At 42.5% G+C, this 18,944-nt stretch carries 12 protein-coding genes; 5 read left to right on the forward strand and 7 right to left on the reverse strand.

Going from position 1 to position 18,944, the window contains the following annotated elements; all coding sequences use genetic code 11:
• Positions 1-39: 39 nt before the first annotated feature.
• Positions 40-2,793, reverse strand: coding sequence for a glycoside hydrolase family 2 protein (locus MHH46_RS18150; protein ID WP_076194645.1), 2,754 nt, complete (start codon positions 2,791-2,793; stop codon positions 40-42).
• A gap of 143 nt (positions 2,794-2,936) precedes the next feature.
• On the opposite strand from MHH46_RS18150, the gene MHH46_RS18155 reads away from it, so the two are divergent.
• The gene (locus tag MHH46_RS18155) at positions 2,937-3,869 is read left to right on the forward strand and encodes a transcriptional regulator (protein ID WP_256717249.1); all 933 of its coding nucleotides are present in this window, start codon (positions 2,937-2,939) and stop codon (positions 3,867-3,869) included.
• Between the two features lie 127 nt (positions 3,870-3,996).
• Here the strand turns inward: MHH46_RS18155 and MHH46_RS18160 are convergent, their stop codons facing one another.
• The 6 genes from MHH46_RS18160 to MHH46_RS18185 form a co-directional block, all read right to left on the reverse strand.
• On the reverse strand, positions 3,997-4,371 hold the full coding sequence (locus MHH46_RS18160; RefSeq protein WP_076304056.1) for an iron chaperone: 375 nt from the start codon (positions 4,369-4,371) through the stop codon (positions 3,997-3,999).
• A gap of 19 nt (positions 4,372-4,390) precedes the next feature.
• Positions 4,391-4,765: a DUF4180 domain-containing protein gene (locus tag MHH46_RS18165; RefSeq protein ID WP_076194643.1), complete on the reverse strand. Its 375-nt coding sequence runs from the start codon at positions 4,763-4,765 to the stop codon at positions 4,391-4,393.
• Positions 4,766-5,164: 399 nt separating this feature from the next.
• A complete protein-coding gene (locus tag MHH46_RS18170) occupies positions 5,165-9,559 on the reverse strand; it encodes an Ig-like domain-containing protein (protein WP_405132503.1) in 4,395 nt (1,464 codons plus the stop codon).
• Positions 9,560-9,692: 133 nt separating this feature from the next.
• Positions 9,693-10,784 carry a response regulator gene (locus MHH46_RS18175; RefSeq protein WP_076129707.1) on the reverse strand — a complete coding sequence of 364 codons (1,092 nt, stop codon included), beginning with the start codon at positions 10,782-10,784 and terminating at the stop codon, positions 9,693-9,695.
• Between the two features lie 3 nt (positions 10,785-10,787).
• On the reverse strand, positions 10,788-13,898 hold the full coding sequence (locus MHH46_RS18180; protein WP_143762443.1) for an ATP-binding protein: 3,111 nt from the start codon (positions 13,896-13,898) through the stop codon (positions 10,788-10,790).
• A 753-nt stretch (positions 13,899-14,651) separates the two neighbouring features.
• A complete protein-coding gene (locus MHH46_RS18185; RefSeq protein WP_256717263.1) occupies positions 14,652-14,777 on the reverse strand; it encodes a hypothetical protein in 126 nt (41 codons plus the stop codon).
• A 305-nt stretch (positions 14,778-15,082) separates the two neighbouring features.
• Here MHH46_RS18185 and MHH46_RS18190 point away from each other — a divergent pair, with 305 nt between their 5' ends.
• The 4 genes from MHH46_RS18190 to MHH46_RS18205 all read left to right on the forward strand — a co-directional run bounded on the left by MHH46_RS18190 (position 15,083) and on the right by MHH46_RS18205 (position 18,660).
• On the forward strand, positions 15,083-15,730 hold the full coding sequence (locus MHH46_RS18190; protein ID WP_076129710.1) for a transcriptional regulator: 648 nt from the start codon (positions 15,083-15,085) through the stop codon (positions 15,728-15,730).
• Between the two features lie 476 nt (positions 15,731-16,206).
• Positions 16,207-16,995: a MerR family transcriptional regulator gene (locus MHH46_RS18195; protein ID WP_076129711.1), complete on the forward strand. Its 789-nt coding sequence runs from the start codon at positions 16,207-16,209 to the stop codon at positions 16,993-16,995.
• Positions 16,992-17,669 (forward strand): N-acetyltransferase, encoded by a 678-nt coding sequence (locus tag MHH46_RS18200; protein ID WP_076129712.1) that lies wholly within the window; start codon positions 16,992-16,994, stop codon positions 17,667-17,669. The genes MHH46_RS18195 and MHH46_RS18200 overlap by 4 nt, the downstream gene beginning before the upstream one ends.
• Positions 17,653-18,660, forward strand: a complete 1,008-nt coding sequence (locus MHH46_RS18205; RefSeq protein WP_076195245.1) for a S9 family peptidase — start codon at positions 17,653-17,655, stop codon at positions 18,658-18,660. The genes MHH46_RS18200 and MHH46_RS18205 overlap by 17 nt, the downstream gene beginning before the upstream one ends.
• The last annotated feature ends 284 nt before the right edge of the window (positions 18,661-18,944 follow it).

The following is an 18,944-nucleotide window of genomic DNA, read 5'->3' on the forward strand; positions in this document are numbered from 1 at the left end:
TTCTTAGCTGGGATTGCTTTATTTTCATATTAAGGTTATTTAGCGATAACGAATCAACAAGTCCAGTGGATAACGACCTGCATTACGGCCATACAAAGCTAGCCCGCCGTCCTCTGCTTGCAGCTCCAAACGGAAAACACGATTGCGATCCAGCTTCGCTGCTAACTGCCCCGGTACACTTGCCTTGCATAGGTAGCCATAAGATCCAGCCTCATCCAGCTTATTCGCTATTGGCTGATAATGCCAAGACAAAATCCCTCTGCTATCAGCCGGATCATCCGGTAAATAGAAAGAACCAATCCGCTGCCCATCCACCAGAACGTTCACTCGGGAAGGATGCCGCTCTTCATCCGTCATATAATACGTATTCGGATTATATTCCACCCTCGCATCTGCCCCATGCATAAGATCAAGGCCCATATCATTAAGCTTCGTACCTTCAACATGCCGCGCCAGCAATCGTTTAGCACTTGCTTCGAAGATGATTTCGATCTCACCAATCATTGATTTATCTGCTGCATCTGGCAGTGTAACCTCGTATACATACTGACCTTGCCCAGCACCATTGATCTTAGATCCTTGGATAGCATCCCATTGATGCTTAAAGTTATGATCGGTATAAGCTCCCACTGGAATTTGAATAAATTCTCCTTCACCTTTAAACAATACAGTGTTATTACCGCCTCTTACATCAAAAGTAATGAAATTCCGCGTGATCGCTTCACCCTTCTCATTAATCAGAGAAACAGCAAGTATTGCAGCCGCCTCCTGACCAGGCATTGTAATGTTCAAAGAAGGAAGTATAGTGTTTCCAAAGTTATCCCATTTCACAGACATATGTCCACTTTGCGCAGTGACCCGAGTCCCCAAATTGTCGTACCACAGTTCCCATCTCAGCTTCAAATTATGACCGTGATAGCTGTCCGCGAAGCTGGAACCTAGCAAAGGTACTTTAACACTCTGCCCTGCTTCTACTGTCTGGCATGGAGGAGCATCTATCACGATAAAATCTGGGGAATGCAGATCCGCAATCGTCATCCCGGGAACAAAATCCCCATATCCAAAATCCTTATCGCTCCCGTCTAGCCGGTAATAACCATTGAACTCATTCGTAACATCACGGAATTCAGTAAATACGAATCCACATAGCTTATCATGCCGCCGGAATTCATTCATCATATAGCGGTAATGCCATGCCAAATCACTGTCCCCTGCACCACCTTCTATCCCCCACACATTACCGCATTCGCTGTTCATTAGAGGGGCATCAGACTGTACGTTGCCGCCAATACAGTTAAACTCCGATCCCGGGAATGTTTTATCTACAACCTCATTTAAGTGGGCTTGCAGCTGCTCATAACCATTAATGTAAAAGTGCCATGTATTAATATCCGATTCCACATGATCATAATTACACGGCGAGTTATCCTCAACAATTCTAGTCGGATCAAGCTGCTTCGCCCAGCGATATTTCTCCCGCACCCATTCCTGTGTCTCTTTAAGATAACTACTCTGCTGCTGTACATCACTTGTGAGGCTAGCCTCCTGAGCATCTGTCTTCAAACCCCAGGTCTCGTTGAACATAACCCACGAAAAAATAGATGGATGATTATAATCTCGTTCAATCACCTCAAGGGCTTCTCTCTCATAGGAGGCTCTGGCCTTGTCATCCGGATTCCCCCAGAAACAAGGCATATCTTCCATAACAAGAATGCCAAGCTTATCCGCCCAATACAGCTTACGGGGTTCTTCGGGCTTAATATGAATTCGCACCATGTTTAGCCCTAAACGTTTCATTAGATAAATTTCATCCCGCATGTCTTCATCCGTTGGATAGGTGAAAAACCCTGTCTTGTGATAGGACTGATCAAGAGTACCGTTCAAATATATCGGCTTACCATTTAAGGTGATCCACCGATAATCACGATCTTCAAAGCGGGCAGTCTGAATTTCGCGAATTCCGAAATAAGTGCTGACTGTATCTGTACCAAACGATCCACTAAGCTGCAATTCACCTTCATATAAATAAGGATTTTCTGGACTCCACAAATGCGGATTGGGAACATCGATAGACAGCTTACATTCGTTCACCCCTGCTATAAGCTGCAGCTTCTCTGTATGAACAACAGAATGATCAGCGAATTGCAGCGTAAACTCTGCCGAACCCGTTTCATGCGCAATTATTCTTGTAGTTACCTTCACCTGTCCATCTATACGGGTCACAAACTTTGCATCTTTCATATAAGTTTCGGGACGTGCTTCAAGCCATACAGGCTGCCAAATTCCACGGATTTCTCCATATCCTTGTTTGCCCCGCGCTTGATAAGCATGATCGAAATCCTCAGCTCTTACGACAATATTATTCTCACAATTAGCTGCCCAGTAAGGTGTAATATCAAATTCAAATGAACCATATCCACCTTGATGTGAACCTACATGTTCTCCATTTATCCACACATCACATGAATAATCTACTGCCCCAAAACGTAAAAACAATCGTGTTTGTTGGTCAACAGCCTGCCCATTCACGGTGCGGCGATACCAGCCTATTCCTTGTTGATCGCAGCCAATTCCGGATAAGGGACTTACCCAAGAAAAAGGTACAGTGATCATTGAGTCGTAAGCGATTTCAGGATTGGAGTACCATAACGCCTTCATACCTTCATTGTTCGGATCAAACTTAAATGACCATTGCCCATTCAAATTCATCCATTCATGACGTTGCCAATGTGGATGAGGGTGTTCAGAACGAGGAATCGCAAGTGTCTCAGAAGCTAATATAGAAGTTGTCATATGGCGAGCACAGCCTTTCAAAATAAGAAGTTGAGCCCATTTTAGCACCAGTATATGTTTTTCGCAATGTTTATTATGATTTTACAATACTCGATCTTCATTGTACAATAGCCTCAACCCATCCTATACGAAAAGGAACAAATATGATGAATGATATTTCACAAGAAACGATACGTTATCCCGCGTCACGCATTTTAGATGTAGCTAAAGCACTGTCTGGTGACGTCCGCGTCCGCATTCTTGAAGCCCTTGGAGAGAAGCCTATGAGTGTCAGTCAATTAGCTGAGACGTTAGGTGTAGCTCAGCCAACGATATCTATCAATGTGCAGACGTTAGAACAGGTTAATCTTATCTCGTCTACACAAGGTGCAAATCGCGAAAAAATCTGTGCGGTCACCTGTCGCTCTATTCAACTCGATCTCCCTTCAAAGCTAGGGGATGGGCTGCATCAAACTGAGGAAATACATATGCCCATCGGAATGTTCTCCCACTGCTCCATACAACCGTCCTGCGGGATGGCCGGAAAAGATGGTGGCGTCATTGGCTCCCAGGATGATCCAAGAGCATTCTACATGCCTGAACGAGTCGATGCCTCTCTCTTATGGTTCGCAGAAGCCGGTTATGTCGAATACTATTTCGCCAACCCCCTGCCTCCAGGCGTCGAGTTGGACGAAATCCGCATTTCGGCAGAAGTATGCTCAGAAGCCCCTTCATTTCGAGAGGATTGGGCCAGTGATATCAGCTTATCCATCAATGACCAGTTAGTCGGGACTTGGACCTGTCCCTCCGATTTCGGGAACCGCAAAGGGAAACTGACCCCTGAACGTTGGAGAAGTGGAACTGAATATGGAGCTCTTACTACATGGAGTGTCACGGAATCGGGCAGCAGCTGTAATGGTTCTTTCTCATCTTCCACTACAATCAGCTCTTTAAAGCTGGCGTTTAATGAACCTATTCGTGTACGTTTTGAAATTCGGGAGGATGCACTCAATAAACGAGGACTAAATCTGTTCGGAAGTGGGTTCGGGGACTATGCCCAGGATATCATACTGGCGTTTGTACGACGTCCGAAATGAGGAAAAAGAGGCAGGAGTGCCTCGGAAGTGGATCCAATGTTCACCAGCATCAAGAAGAACATCAACAATGGATGCACACTTCCAGCCCTGACCAGATGGACCTCTCTATTTCATACCAGTAGAGACCTTATTTTGCTTCAACTTTTTTTAAATTCTCAGCGACTCTGAAGGTTACAATCTTGCTAATTAATTCATAAGGCATAGGCTTATCAATAGGGAATTGAACGGAACCTTTAGCACCTTTATAGCCCGATAATTCATCTTTAAAAGCATTAATTCCACTTGGAGTTGGATAGAATCCAATATGCTTGGGATAAGCAGCGAAATGCACCAAATTTCCGTGTAATGCAAAAGTAGGCATCTGATAGCTTATTTTTTCCTCTGCTTCCGGTGCCGCCTCTTTTATCACCTTTCTTAACGTATTAAGGATTTCCTGAACCTCAAGCGAAAACCCGGAAATATAGGCATCGATCGATTCATATGTGATTTTACTTTCATCCATGATATAACTCCTCTCTGGATCATCTCCACGATTTGCATAAATGTAGGGCCGCTAAAGCCTCAGCTTCAGCACTTTTGAACAACATTTTATCGCCTTGATTGCATTCGTAAATAAAATCATTCAGACTTTTGCTGTTATAGCTTGTAAATTCTCCTACGATAGCAACTCTCATCTGATAGTTTGTATATTTTTGTGCAATCTCACCAGCAACTCCAGACTTTAGCTCGAAAAAATCATCCGTAATCTGTTCCTTCCTCAGAAGCATTTTATCGCATCCTTGGTATTTCACATTCATCATTAAGTCTAAGGCATCCCTTACATTATTGATTATGATCTCCTCACCAGAGATTATAGCTACCGTTGAATCATTCTTATCATCCACTGTGATTTTCATTCAAGACTACTCCTTTTCCGCGAAGAATTTCTGCAACATTATGATTACTCTGCTTAATCGCAACCGACCATGCAGATTCACCACTTTTTATTTTAGCAGAAATGTCGGCGCCATGTTCGATTTACAACTCTATTAGTTCTACATTATCCGTATGAAAAGCAGCAGAATGTAAGGAAGTATAACCATCACTATCGAATATATTATTCTCCATATTCGCAAGGTGCGGATGAGCTTTCAGGATTTCTTTCAGCCGTTCTGCATGGCCTGATTGTGCTGTCTGAAATACATCATTAATGATTAATTATCGTACAAACGAGCTAAGCCATAAAAAGAAAAGAGGATTCGTTCAATGTTTTTTGAACGAATCCTCTAATGATCACAATTCTGGAGCTCAGTAGATTAGATTAAATCCGACTTTTCAAGTAGCCGCTTCACGATCTCTGCAACCTCAGCTCTGGTCATATCATCTTTCGGAGCAAGCCCTTTACTGCTTCTTCCCATGATAATGCCTGCCTGCAAAGTGTCAGTAACTCCACTGATTGCCCAGTTAGAAACCTCACTACTATCTGTAAATGGAGCTAACAAAACGTCAGCCGATTGAACAGAAAGCTTAGTCTGTAGCGCTGTAATTTTCATCGCTTTAGCAATAATTAACATCGCTTGTTCACGGGTAATATGTTCATCAGGGCGGAACATGCCATCTTCAAAACCATTGATTAATTGATAAGTAAATGCCGTGTTGATCGCACTGTTATACCAATCCGTGGTCTTTACATCTGAGAATGGTGTTGCAGCTTGTTCCATCTCAAGTCCCAGACCGCGCACAACAATCGCCGCAAACTCTGCACGGGTAATGGCTTGATCCGGAGTAAATTGACCACTACCTGTTCCCTCAATGACTAATCGGGAGCCCATATCGTTCACTGCCTCTTTTGCCCAGTGATTAGCTACATCACTAAATTCAAGCGGATGCCAGATTACGGAGTAAGTACCTCCGCTTAAGCTGTTGATAGTAGCAAAATATTTGCCATCAATTACAACCACTTTAGTAGGAACATGGTGTACCGAACCTTCGGAATCAACGTACACTCCCGTTGTAATCTTGTTCGGGTCCATCCCTTCAGGAATGGCTATGGTACGTTTAACATACGTATTGAATTGGGAAAGTTCAATACTCTTATCTCCGTAGATACCTCTAGCCGTAAAATTAACTGGCGCGGAAACTAATGAGAAGGATCCTTTTTGCGCAGCTGCTTCTAAAGCTTTAACTTTATCGGCTGTAGGAGCACTAATTTCAATCTGTATCTTAATATCTTGCAAAGCTACCGACTTGCCGATTTGCTCGTTCAAAGCGTCAATATTAATTTGTTGAGCAGGCAGTGTAAATGTCGCATTTCCCGCTTTAATCTCAAGAATCGCTTGATTACCCTGCATATTTTTAACCATTTGTCCATTTAATTCGCCAACTATAACATCAGATTTACTATTTGCACCGATAGAAACTACTGTACCTTTACCTTCAGTGGCGAGCTTGTCCTCTAGCTTCTTCTGATCTAACACAATAGTGGTTAACGTTTGCTCATTCCGTTTACCATTCGTTGCGGTTCCAACTGTTTCAGCTTTACCATTGATTAGAATGGAAGCAGCATTTACCACAGGTGCCGGAGTTGGTGATGGGGTTGGTTGCGACGGAACAACAACATCACCACCAGATGGAGTGCTAGGAACAACTGCATTGGACTCAGCAGAGAATTCGCTGATGCCAGCTTTATTGATTGCCTGTACCGTGAAGGTATAGCTTGTTCCATTCGTCAAACCACTGATTGTCAGAGGACTTCCAGTTCCTGTAACCGTCAAACCTCCCGGATTAGCAGTTACAATATATCCTGTGATTTCGCTGCCTCCATCGTTCACCGGCGGGATAAAGGTGATGATTGCTTGACCATTCTCTGCAGTTGCAGTTACGGATGTTGGAATTCCAGGTGCTGTAACTGGTTTAACAGGTGCCTTCACAGTAACGGTTGTAGAAGCCGTATAACTACCATCTTTCGTCGTTACCGTTATGATGGCTGTTCCTTCACCAATCGGCGTTACTACTCCATAAACAACCTTAGCTACTGTCTCATCGCTCGAGCTCCAGATCATACCTTTATTTGTTGCATTAGCAGGTGCTACTGTCGCTTGTAGAGTTCCCTCGCCTTCACCCACCGTTAAGTTAAGTTCTGTCTGGTCTAAAGTCACCCCAGTTACGATAACGTCAGGTGGCTTAGGAGCGGCTACATTAACTGTGGTTGTAGCTATAAAACTTCCATCTTTGGTCGTTACCGTAATAACTGCTGTCCCCTCACCAACCGGAGTTACCACACCGTTCACAACGGTCGCAACTGTCTCATCGCTCGAGCTCCAGATCACGTCTTTATCCGTTGCATTGGCAGGCTCTATTGTTGCTTTTAGGAGTCCATCAGCTTCACCAGCTGTTAAATCTAGTGTCTCCTGATCTAGCTTCACTCCAGTTACGTCCACAACCGGCGGGATTGGAGCACTCACATTTACTACAGACGAAGCTGTAAAACTTCCATCTTTCGTCGTTACCGTAATAACTGCTGTCCCCTCACCAACCGGAGTTACCACACCGTTCACAACGGTCGCAACTGTCTCATCGCTCGAGCTCCAGATCACGTCTTTATCCGTTGCATTGGCAGGCTCTATTGTTGCTTTTAGGAGTCCATCAGCTTCACCAGCTGTTAAATCTAGTGTCTCCTGATCTAGCTTCACTCCAGTTACGTCCACAACCGGCGGGATTGGAGCACTCACATTTACTACAGACGAAGCTGTAAAACTTCCATCTTTCGTCGTTACCGTAATAACTGCTGTCCCCTCACCAACCGGAGTTACTACTCCGTTCACAACGGTCGCGACTGTTTCATCGCTCGAGCTCCAGATCACGTCTTTATCCGTTGCATTGGCAGGCTCTATTGTTGCTTTGAGGAGTCCATCAGCTTCACCAGCTGTTAAATTCAGTGTCTCCTGATCTAGCTTCACTCCAGTTACATCCACAACCGGCGGGATTGGAGCACTCACATTTACTACAGACGAAGCAGTAAAACTTCCATCAGTAGTCGTTACCGTGATGATCGCTGTTCCAACGCCAACTGGAGTTACCACCCCGTTTACAACGGTTGCAACAGTCTCATCACTAGAGCTCCAATTTACTGTTTTGTTCGTGGCATCAGCAGGTGCTATTACGGCACTAAGCGTGTCTCCTGCTTCTCCTTCCGTTAAACTGAGTGTTGGTTTATCCAGGGTCACTCCGGTTACGATTACATCCCCCGTATTGTTTACCGTCACATTAAAAGTGTAGGTGTTGCTTAATGCTCCATCACTTACCTTAACAGAAATCACACTGGTGCCAAAAGCATTCGCTGCGGGTGTTATTTCTAAAGTTCGTAACTCACCACTTCCACTTACTTTCAGTCCATTATTCGGAATTAAGAGCGTATTCGAGGAAGTAGCTGATACTTGTAGGTCATCTCCATCCACATCGAGGACCTTAAAGGATCGTGAGACCGACTTGTTTTTATCGGTTGTAGTATTCCCCATAAAACCTGTGTCCTGCTTCCAGGTTGCCCCAGTAATTGTGCCGTTCTTAAGGGGAAGACCAGAGGTATTAATAGCGACATTTCCATCATTGCTATTCGCTAATTTATAGTTTAAAGCCAGATTAGGCTCCGAGCCTGTCAAGTCGACATTCATTTCTCGAACAATATCACTTTGGGTCTTGGCTTTACTCCAGAACCTCACGTCTCTCATTCCACCGTTATAATCTCCGTCCTGTCTCCACGTGCTTTTTCCAAGCCAGTTATTCGGACGTGCAACGTTTCCTACTGTACTTAAATCCATGGCCCCTTCTGCCTTAAGTACACCATCCCAATAAATCCGTCCCTTTTTCTGATTGTGATCATAAACAATTGCAACATGAACCCATTTAGAAATCGGGAAATCCTCAGTGACATTAATATCTCCCTTATTAGTGTAGGCAGTGAAATTCATCCGTTTACCGTTAAAACCTACAAAAATATTGTGGTTCTGCTCTGCGATCGATGATTCAAAAAATCTCATCCATGTCTGAAAAGCATCTACCTTCAAAAATCCTTCAACTGTAAAAGAATTCCCATAAATCCGTTGATCCGGGAAGGTCACATAATCCCCGTTACCGTCAAAACTAAGATAGTCCCCACCATTTAGTTCTGTCAGATAAGGTGCATCGTTCACTGGATTTACAGTAATTACGGCTATACCCGGATCTGAGCTGAACGCGGCAGATACTGTGGTATTCGCATTTTTTTGATAATTTTGATAACCGGATGCTGTTGTATCCCATAGCTTAAAGCTAATGGATGCCGTTCCGTTCCAGTCTTTCGCCGGGACAAAACGGATTTTCTCCGATTTCAGCAGCAGAAAAGCATTACTGTTCGACACCGGCTCGATATTATACCAAATTCGTCCCACCGTGTTGTAATACTGCCAGGCCCCTTTGGTATTATCTAAAGCTACTACAGCAATCCCTGTTGACGCTGGATCCGATACTTTTCCTGTCAAAAAGCTGGCTACCTCAACTCCTGCGTTGGAATAGTCATCTTCATTGATCGACGTTATTATAGCTGGGCTATTCTCGAGCCAACCGAAACTAGCTTTTGCACTTATGATTGGAGTTTGCATAGGACCCACCCCCTGCACCACAAGTCCAGTACATAACGAAATACTAATGCCTATTTTCATAAATGATGGCTTCAAACTCTATTTCCCCCTCTAGCATAAATCATGTCCTTAATTCGACAATAATCGAGAGTATTATACAAAATTAAGATAAACAAAAAATAAACAAAAAAAGAACCCTCGATAGCCATCCTTTCGAAGGTTCCTTCCATTACAATAACTTCTGTTTCATTAACGCTTTAAGTTTAGGATCGGGTGTTGTTCCAAGCTCTTGCTGCAGCATCTCTTCCAATTGACCAAATTTCCGCTGTGCTTCATTCATTCGCCCTAATTCAATTAATAAGTTGATGATTTCATGATAGATGTCCTCTCGCAAGGAATCTAATTTTAATATTTCTCCAAAATAATGCAGTGCTTGCTGCTGCTGATTCTGCTCCAAATGAAATCTTGCAGCCAGCTCTAGCAATCCTATATATTCATGCTCGAGTCTGCGCGTCCTGCCACTGGCCCATTCATAGGCTTTTCCTTTGAGTAATGCTCCTGTGTATAAAACTTCTGCTTGAATCATCCATTCAACATGTCTTTCAGAGGTTTGCCTGATTTGCTTTAACAATCGCTCAAATTCATACAGATCACAATAAATGCTGCTTTCTACTACATGAATTTCATTCCTGCTAGCTTTTATATAATTGGCGCCGATTGCTTTTCGAATATAATACAGCGTCGAGTTCAGATTCTTCCATGCTTTTTCAGGCTCCAATCCGCTCCACAACGTGTCGATAATTTCCTCCCGGCTAACCGTCCCTTTACTAACCAGAAAAGCAAATAATTCTTCTGTTTTTGGACTTCTCAGCTTGATTAGCTCTCTGTTCTGCGTTCTGCGGTACACTTTTAAACCATTAAATAAAAAAACTTCTAACGTAGGCTCAGCCGTTGTATTTCGATTTATTTTTTTGAGTTTCTCTAACGTCTTAGACAACCGCTCCGCAGTTACAGGCTTCAAAAGATAATCCACTGCACTCAGGTCAAAAGCCTGCAGCGCATACTCATCAAATCCGGTTACAAAAACCACATCTATCGATTCATCCAATTCATGCAAAAGGCTAGAAAGCTTCATCCCATTCGTCTCAGGCATAGAAATATCCAAAAAAGCTACATCTATCGGATTGGCCTTCGCAAAAGCATAGGCTTCCGCAGGATTCAAAAACGTCTCATAGACATCAATCTCTCCGCTCTGCGATAAGATCCGCTTCAGGCGTTTTACCGATAACTCCTCATCATCTACAATAATCGCTCGCAGCATGCCTCAACCTCCCATCCGCTTAAGCTGCTGTATTGGAATTTCAAAAGATACCGTTGTGCCTAATCCTTCAGCACTTTGAATATGAATATTTTTTCCATATAATAGCTTGATGCGCTGACTGATATTCCACAGCCCCACCCCTCTTTTATCTACATCTGACTGCATTACTTCTTTCAATTTATGCTCACTCATTCCAGATCCATTATCCTCCACAATAAAGCTAATCACAGAATTCTCTAATTCTTTTACAGATATAATTACCGTTCCACCCCGCAAATTGGACATTAGGCCATGCCTTATTGCATTTTCGACCAAAGGCTGTAGAATCAGCGGAGGAATCCGGTAATCCGTATTCACTCTCACATCATATTCCACATTTAATCTGGCACCGAAGCGTGCTTTTTCAATATTGATATAAGCCTCTACCAGCTCAAGCTCATTCTCCAGACTCGTTAGTGAATCCAGTTGTTTGAAATCAAAGCTGCTTCGCAAATACTGGGACAGCTGCAGTGTCAACTCTTCGGCCTTCTCAGGTTCTTCCACACATAGTTCAGCAATTGAATTCAGAGCATTGTATAAGAAATGAGGTTTGATCTGGGATCGTAAAAAAGCAATTTCGGCGTCTTTGGCAGTCTTCACGGAAGCTCTCAATCGGGTCAGACTTTTAACACGTGCCATTAGCTCTTCAGCTTCAAAAGGTTTTCCCACATAGTCATTTGCACCGTTATCCATGGACATCTTCATATCGCTCACCCTGTTCTTGGCCGTCAACATTAACACAGGCAGCTCAAAAGGAGTAAATCTCTCTCTAATCTTTTGCAGAACCTCGTAACCCGAAATGTCCGGCATGGTAATATCCAGTACCACCAGAAAAAAGTCTGTGTTTTTCGCTAGCTCCTCAAGTGCCATCTGCCCGCGATTGACAACCACAATAGAATATTTCTCTAGCTTAAACAGATTGATCATAGATTGCAGATTGGCAAAATCATCGTCCACTACTAAAATGGGCTCATCGATCTCGCCTTTGATATAAAGGGGATAACTACCATGAGAGAAACTTAATTTTTTATAAGAATGTGCCGCCTTAAGGGTTGGCCTCGAGATTGGCTTAACCGCTTTATCCCACCGTGGAAGTGTAAAAATAAACACCGAACCTTTTTCCACTGTAGATTCCACAGCTATGTTCCCACCATGCAGTTCTACTAGCTTCTTAGTAATACTTAATCCGAGCCCTGTTCCACCATGACTATGAATCTCCGCCTCATCCACCTGCTCAAAAGCTTTGAAAATACGCTCCTGCATATCCGGTGAGATACCCAAACCTGTGTCTGCCACACGTACTTCCACCCACTCCTGAATAACTCTGGCACTAATCTCTATTTCACCCTGTTCCGTAAATTTAATCGCATTATCAACCAAGTTGTGGAAAATTTGAATCAGACGATTGCCATCTGCATTCACCATAGGGAAATTCGAAGCGACTCTGTTAACGAGCAGGATCGACTTTTCTCCGAGCAAAAAAGAATGAATACCCATGACGGAATCAACAACGGCTTTCAAATCCAGGTTGCTTTTGTATAATGTGATGTCTCCATACTTCATTTTGGAATAATCAAGTAGTTCATTTACCATATGTGTTAATCTTCTGCCGCTCCCTATTACGATCGCTAGATTCTGCGCTTGTTTTTCATTAACTGGACCCTCAACCCCATCCAGCAGCGTAGCTGTAATGTTCACTATGGCATTTAGAGGTGTTTTTAGTTCATGTGAGGTGTTGGAAAGGAATTCATCTTTAATTTTATCCAGCCCGATCAGCTGGTTTTTCATCTCGTCTATGGTATGGTAGGCTTCAAAAAAACGTAGAACAATCAGCACGATCATGATGATATTAAAAGCCACAATGTAAAACTGCCCGAGCCAAAGGTTCTCTTTTATAGAAAGAGCAAACAAAATAATGTCTATGGAATATAAATTAATAGCTAGAATCGCCATAAACATCAGCAGCAATTTGATTCTATTTACTTCTGCGCTTCTGATATATAGGGTAGCCACTCTGCATAACATCCAAATTAACATCAGCTCATATAAAATAATCACATACGGATAAATGACCGTGTAAGAACGAATCGGCAGGATGGCGACCAGAATTATAAAGCTGCCTAAAACAATCGTTATGGCTTGAGTAAATTTTAAAGATATTATGCTTTTGTGCATTTGGTAAAAAAATATTGCGAGCACAATAAAGCAGGAGATGGAGCTTATATCCTTTACTTTGTAGAGCACTATGAACGAAAGTTTAGGGAAAAAGAGTAAGAGTGAACGCTCGCCGATCAACCCATGATATATCGCAAACAGCAAACAAATAGTTGCAAACACAAGTAAAGAGTAATCCTGCTTATGGTATAAGGACGCTGCCCCAAAGCAGATAAAAAAGATAAGGGCAAGTGTGCCTAAAATAGCAACGGTGCTAAATTCACGGGCCGTACTCTTCTGCTGAACCTCCATCATTGCTGCTTCCTCACCAAAGGATAAAGAAACCGGAATGCCCCCATTTACATAATCGAAGTTGGAGACTTGAATTATGATTTCTACATCTCCCTTATCAGACGAAAAAAGCCCAATCAGCGGGATATTCCCTGACCGATAATCAGCTTCATTAGCAGCAGGATTACCATCCTCAATAACTGACTGTCCATTAACAAAAATCCTGCTTGAAAAGCGGATATTTGTTTTTTTCAAGGCGAATACCCCGCTTACGGGCAGGTTTTTTAGAACCATCCGATAGGTGGCGGAACCGAAGGCGGGTAAAGGGCTTCCATTAACGATGTTGCCGTTCCACCGGGAGGGCACCTCCATCCAAGCTGTAGAATCAGGTATATCTGCGCTACCCGCCCTAAAATGCTCAGGAGTTAATAAGTGATTCCAATAAAACTCCCATTCACCGTCTAACTTGATAATCTTATCCTGTTCGTAATCCCAAGCCGCGAGATCCATGACTCCATGCTGCACTTGCAGGTGACTTCCTTGTTTATCGTGACCCATAAGAATGGATAGAGGAATCGCAGATAATAAAATTAAACCAATCAAATAGATAAGTAATGTCCTTTTGAGCATCGTATCGGCCCCTTTTATGGAAGAGTAAAGCTGCAGCAATCACCAGGGCCATCCTGCAACACGTGATGTAGAGTAAAAAGTTTAGATGAACATAGATAATTCTATAAAATTTTCTAATTTCCTTCACAATTCGACAAAGTAATAGGCCTTTATTAGGATTTTTTTCGGAAAAAGCGGGACTTGTATGAAAAGAGGGTCTGATATGACCATGATGAGTAGGATGACGGTATGAGCACGATGAGTAGGACGACGAAATGAGCATGATGAGTTTAATGATGAAATGAATGGACCAGTTGGGCGACTTGTGCTACTTTGGCGACTCGAACGCATCTGCCCGGCACTTGCGGACTCAGGAGACCTTATTTGCTGAAAAACGAAGGTTTTGACACGCTATCGGACTCAGTTGCAACTATTCGCTCATAACTACCCCATTTTGAGTCGATATGCAGCTAATAAGAGCTATGCAGTCCGTAACTTTTGGAATACGAGCGAAAATGTACGAATAGCTGCAATACGGTCCGTTCATCCCGGAGTTACATGACTTTGGTGACATGGACAACATGTATAATCTGACGACTTGGACTAGATAGACAATTCTGACGTCATTGGGAACTCTGAATACTTACACCGCGCGTTTGCGGACTCAAAAGACCTTATTTGTTGAAAACCGAGGGTTTTGCCACGCTATCGGACTCAGTTGCAACTATTCGCACATAACCACCCCATTTCGAGTTGATTTGCAGCTAATAAGAGCTATGCAGTCCGTAACATTTGGAATACGAGCGAAAATGTACGAATAGCTGCAATACGGTCCGTTCGAAAATGAATAATGATATTGCGCAGAGCACGTAATCCATTTTTGCGGATCAGTAACCACATAATGCTCGTCCTAGAAAAGACATGCGGCCGCGCGGGGGAGGAATCCGCTTTTAGAGTAACTATTAACTTCAGCAAATTTAGCTCGTTCACCATGCTAGCTTCCTTCATCTAAAACCTATTAGAATTCGTCATCTTTATACACAGTAACTCATTGAAGAAATCCCCAGCACTCGTTATAATAGCAACTATAGGTCGTGAAGAACACGCCGCTTTTATACAATCTCTATCCTGGGGTAAGCTCAGGAGGAATTGTATGGGAGCGGCTTTTTCTTTTTTCAAAAAATTACTTAAGGAGGATATACAAAATGTCCAGATTCGAACAGCAACTAGAGGAATGGTTACAGATCAACTTGGATAAGGAGAACAATCCCCGCAGACAGGAGCTTCTTGCAAAAGGGTTGGGCTATGGAACAGTCGAATTTCTGCGTGCGGTATGGTTTCCTGCTGTAGGAAACTTCAACTACTTGTTCCCCGAATGGGAAGTGCGCGATTTCAACAATGGTTATCGTTATCTTGATCTGGCCTATATGCCAGGTGGAGCAAAGGGTGGAATTGAGATTCAAGGCTACGGTCCGCATGCTAGAGATCTTGATGTACGACGATTCAAAGATTTATGTAGACGCCATTCCTTATTATCGCTAGACGGTTGGACCTTCCTATCCATCGCCTATCCCTCAATCACGGACGAGCCTCAGCTATGTCAACAACTAGTACTCGCATTCATCGGCAAATTCATGGCTTCAGACGCGCCCTCTTCATTAACTTGGTTAGAAGCTGAAACACTTCGTTTCGCAAGATGTCTTCTGCGTCCTTTCACACCTGTTGAACTCACCCACCATCTTAGAGTCACTAATCGCCATGCCCGACGTGTTTTACATGAGTTAGTTGAACAGCAGCTACTAGAGATCGTCGGTGGAAAAGTACGCAATCGAACCTATCAGCTTAGAATGTGATGATTTGATTAGTTTGGTTTGATTAGTTTGGTTTGATTATCAAAGTTACGTTCGGACCGTATAGCTCTTATTTCCCAATTCCCCTCGTTTTCGCCACGTTATCGGACTCAGACGCAGCTATTTACTCAAAAACACTGCTCTGATCCACTTTTTCTGCTCATTAAGAGCTATGCAGTCCGAAACTCAGGGAAAATGAGCGAATTAGCTGAAATAGCTGCGTTACGGTCCGTAATGGCAACTCTAGGGTCATACCAGCAAGGCACATACAAAAAAATGATCCTGAATCTAATCCGTTGCACCCCCGCATTGTCCTTCCAAAATCTAAGTCTTTTTCAATACTACCCATTACTATTACTAATCATTATTTAGAAAAAAAGTGCTCTGCTTAGTCCGTATTTTAATCAACGCTTGACCTTAGGTCTGACCTAAGGTTTATAGTTATTTTATCAAATAACTTACAGTTAGGAGCACCGCCCTTGAATCCGTACCTTACAATTGGCGAACTATCAAAACTTATGAATGTATCTATCCACCAGATTCGATATTTTGAAGAAAAAGAAATCCTGTTTCCATCCTATATAGACAATAATCAGTACCGGATGTACGGCATCGATGAAATCTATCAATTGGCACATATCCTGTTACTCCGCAAATTAAACATCCCTGTCAGCACCATTAACCAAAGTATGAATAAATCCGCAACGAATGACTACCGACTGCTGTTAGCGAAATCGTTAAACAAAATCAACACAGAAATAAACCAATTAATAATGCTGCAACAATTTATACAAAAGGTACTAAAAGAGCATGCAGATTATGGCAACATGGAGGGGGAGTATCAAATTAAACATGTGGATAATCGTTATCTGAAAAAGTGGTTGGTGCTAGAGGATAACGAAACAATAACTGCACGAAGTTTATATGAAAAAAGACCGCAATACCATCATTTATTTGAAACAGATTTGCATTATGTATACGATTCTGAACAAGTAACCTTATGCTTTGAAACCATTGAAACCACTCCCGCCCCTGACATTGTTTTAGAAAAAGGGTGTTATCTCTATAAAGCATTTTTTGTAACAGACGATCAGGATGTAGATCATGAGATTGCCAAGCTGGAACACTTTTTAAATGGGCATCACTACATGGTATTGGGACCAATCATCATTTTGGAGAAATCGTACCTATCCATGTTTAACAACGACAAGCTTCATTATGAGCTTCAAATTCAAATCGAGCATGCCTTAGATGATACCACTAAATGAGTACAAACGAGGTTATCATCGCCCATTACCAGGAACAAGATTGTGAGGCTGTAAGCAGGCTTTTGGTAGATGCATTTCACGGGAAATTTCACTCTCTCCTCTCTCTCGAGGACAATGAAATTGCTGATCTACTTATAAGACTTTGGGAACAAGATTCTTCTTCCTTATCATCTAAACAAATAATCGCTTATGAAAACGGAGAAGTGGTTGGCACTATCTACTTAAAATGGCAGGATACGCTCTCCCTTAAAAAAGGATCAATTAAACCACTGAATCGGGCTCCCTTTTTGCAGCTATTCAAGAAATTTGGATACTTAAATGTTTGTAAGTTAATCCTTGGGTTATACTTTTTGGATTATCAACCTAGAGCAAAAGAGTGTTATGTGGCTCATTTGGCTGTTCGGTCCAGTCACCGTAATAAGGGAATTGGCAAAGAGTTGCTGGTTTGGGCGGCGGATTTTGTCAACAGTCATTCTGAGGTTGAAAGATTAACGCTACATGTTGCTAACAATAATAAACGAGCCATTAATATGTACCAGCAGTTGAACTTTGAGATCCATAAATCTGACTATAGCGCGGTAAGACATTTACTTTTTAAAGAGCCTGTTTGGCATTACATGATAAGAAAAACATCGCTACAATCTGGGGGAGCAATGAATGAAAAAGAAAATTAAGCTAACTGTCTGGATGATTACCATTTCGTTGTTGATTGCAGCGGTCCTGTTCGTACTACAGCAACATTCTTTTTCAATGACTGAGCAAAAAATTGAAATAGATACACCTCAAGGTCAACTAACAGGAACCTTAGTTCTGCCCGAAAGTTACTCTGGAACCGTCGGACTGGTAGTTTTTGTTCATGGGGATGGCCCAGTTAATGATACTTACGATGATGGATATAAACCTTTGTGGGAAAAGCTCGCCTCTGCCGGATATGCTTCCTTATCTCTTAACAAACCGGGTATTGGGGGTTCCTCAGGGAACTGGCTAGAACAAAGCATGGAGGATAGAGCGCAAGAAACTATTTATGCGATTAACTGGGCTAAAGCCTTACCTATGATTGATGCTCAAGCTATTGGTTTGTGGGGAGCAAGTCAGGCGGGCTGGGTGATTCCTAAGATTGTTAAAAAAGTGCCTGATCTCGCCTTCAGTATTCTTGTATCCCCCGCCATTCAATGGATTTCTCAAGGACAATACAATACCAGACAAGAGATGATTTTAGAAGGTTTTTCAGAACAGGAGATAAAAAAGAGAGAAGATTATAACGCGCAAATCCTACTGCTACTTAAAGAACAGGCGTCGTATGAAAAGTACTTGCGAATTGCACAATCGGACGATTTAATTTCCAAAGAAAAATGGGGTTTTTTCGCTAAAAATTATCAGTCAGATGCGAGCGGGGATTTAAAAAACTTCACTACACCTGTCCACTTAGTTCTTGGCGGGCAAGATATAAATGTAGATGTTGAGGAAACCGAACGTGTTTACCGTGAAAAAATTCCTGAAAACCTACTCTCCGTCTTCTATATTCCTGATGCTGATCACTCTATGCTCTCAAAAAAGAATGCCTCATCACCATTAAGAACATATTTGACCGCTGTCTTTTTTCCACGACATATTGTTGTTGAGCCATATTTAGATGATTTGGTTCACTTTGTAAGCCAGTTTTAATCTGTTTGCCATTCATTATGCACTCTCGCCAGCTGAACTCCCTACGTTCGGACTGTATAGCTCTTATTTGCCAATTATCTTCGTTTTCGCCACGTTATCGGACTCAGTTGCAGTTATTTACTCAAAAACACTCCTCAGATCCACTTTTTCGGCTCATTAAGAGCTATGCAGTCCGAAACTCAGGGAAAATGAGCGAATTAGCTGAAATAGCTGCACTACGGTCCGTAATCACCACGCGGAAGTACTTAACAACAGCACAAGCCCATGTATTGGCTATGATTTCC

This window comes from Paenibacillus sp. FSL H8-0175 (assembly GCF_045040615.1).
GTDB classification, from domain to species: Bacteria; Bacillota; Bacilli; order Paenibacillales; family Paenibacillaceae; genus Paenibacillus_AQ; species Paenibacillus_AQ odorifer.

Coding starts and splice junctions, on each gene's coding strand:
- MHH46_RS18150 (WP_076194645.1), bottom strand. CDS start 2,793: ATGACAACTTCTATATTAGCTTCTGAGACACTTGCGATTCCTCGTTCT.
- MHH46_RS18155 (WP_256717249.1), top strand. CDS start 2,937: ATGATGAATGATATTTCACAAGAAACGATACGTTATCCCGCGTCACGC.
- MHH46_RS18160 (WP_076304056.1), bottom strand. CDS start 4,371: ATGGATGAAAGTAAAATCACATATGAATCGATCGATGCCTATATTTCC.
- MHH46_RS18165 (WP_076194643.1), bottom strand. CDS start 4,765: ATGAAAATCACAGTGGATGATAAGAATGATTCAACGGTAGCTATAATC.
- MHH46_RS18175 (WP_076129707.1), bottom strand. CDS start 10,784: ATGCTGCGAGCGATTATTGTAGATGATGAGGAGTTATCGGTAAAACGC.
- MHH46_RS18180 (WP_143762443.1), bottom strand. CDS start 13,898: ATGCTCAAAAGGACATTACTTATCTATTTGATTGGTTTAATTTTATTA.
- MHH46_RS18185 (WP_256717263.1), bottom strand. CDS start 14,777: ATGTGGTTACTGATCCGCAAAAATGGATTACGTGCTCTGCGCAATATC.
- MHH46_RS18190 (WP_076129710.1), top strand. CDS start 15,083: ATGTCCAGATTCGAACAGCAACTAGAGGAATGGTTACAGATCAACTTG.
- MHH46_RS18200 (WP_076129712.1), top strand. CDS start 16,992: ATGAGTACAAACGAGGTTATCATCGCCCATTACCAGGAACAAGATTGT.
- MHH46_RS18205 (WP_076195245.1), top strand. CDS start 17,653: ATGAAAAAGAAAATTAAGCTAACTGTCTGGATGATTACCATTTCGTTG.